This window comes from Rhizobacter sp. P2_H2 (genome assembly GCF_056403375.1).
Genome location: NZ_JBFUFP010001295.1, coordinates 1 through 1354 on the forward strand (window position 1 = coordinate 1; position 1354 = coordinate 1354).

At 64.2% G+C, this 1354-nt stretch carries 1 protein-coding gene; it reads right to left on the minus strand.

The genetic code is table 11. The annotated features are described in order from the left end of the window. Positions 1–1354 (minus strand): helix-hairpin-helix domain-containing protein (locus AC1D15_RS32480; RefSeq protein ID WP_477829303.1); only part of this gene is annotated, 1354 nt, incomplete at both ends.

Here is a 1354-nt window from a genome sequence, read left to right on the forward strand (position 1 = left end):
GGCTGGCGAGCGCATCCGCTGCCGCCAGCAGCTTCATCTCATGAGCTTCCAGACCGGCCCGCCGCGCAAGATCGTCAGCACTCTCAAATGCAGCTTCCGATCGCGCTGCCACGATGCGCGCTGCCGAGGCCGAGGCCAACCCCGCGATCAGCCGCAATCCCAAGCGCACAGCCGGTAGGTGCGGAAGATCCTCCAGGGTGCAGTCGACATCACTGCTGAGAACATCCGGTGCACGCACCTCGACGCCGTGTGCCTTGGCGTCGCGTATCAGCTGCGACGGCGAATAGAACCCCATCGGCTGCGAGTTGATCAGCGCCGCAAGGAACTCCGCGGGATGGTGCCGMTTGATCCAGCAGCTCGCGTAGACCAGAAGCGCGAACGAGCCCGCGTGTGACTCCGGAAAGCCGTACTCCGAGAACCCGTGAATCTGTTTGAAGATCTGCTCGGCGAACGCCTTCTCATATCCGCGGCTCGTCATTCCATCGACGATGCGGTCATAGTGCTTGGCCAGCCCACCCTTGCGTTTCCACGCGGCCATGTCTCGGCGTAGCCCGTCGGCCTCCCCTGCCGTGTAGCCAGCGGCCAGCATCGCGATCTGCATCACCTGCTCCTGGAACACGGGAACGCCCAGCGTTCGGCCCAGCGCCTCTTCCAACGCAGCGCTCGGATAGGTGACTGGCTCAAGGCCTTGCCGCCGGCGGATATACGGGTGCACCATGCCACCGACGATGGGCCCGGGGCGCACGATCGCGACCTGAACCACCAGGTCATAGAAGCAACGCGGCCGGTGCCGCGGCAGCATGCTCATCTGTGCACGGCTTTCGATCTGGAACACCCCGACGGTGTCGGCCTTGCAGATCATGTCGTAGGTCTCGGTGTCCTCAGCCGGTATGTCCTGCATGCCGAAGACGGTCTGCTGCCGCTCTCCGATGAAATCCAGCGCCTTGCGAATGGCGGTGAGCATCCCGAGCGCCAGGCAGTCCACCTTTAGAAGGCCCATGGCGTCCAGGTCGTCTTTGTCCCACTCGATGACGGTCCGATCGGCCATCGAAGCGTTCTCGATCGGAACGATGCSAGAGAGCGGCCCCTTCGTCAGCACCATGCCGCCAGTGTGCTGACTCAGGTGGCGCGGAAAACCGAGGAGCTGCCAGGTCAACTGCAGCAGCTGCTGGACGCGAAGATCGTCGGGCTCGAGGCCAGCCTCACGTACGCGGTCGTCGGCGATGTCGGAGCCGTCCCACCACTGATGCCCCTTCGCGATGGTGTTCACCTCGTCCAGCGAGAAGCCGAGCGCTTTCCCGACGTCACGGATCGCGCTCTTCGGCCTGTACGAGATGACCACGCCGGTGATCGC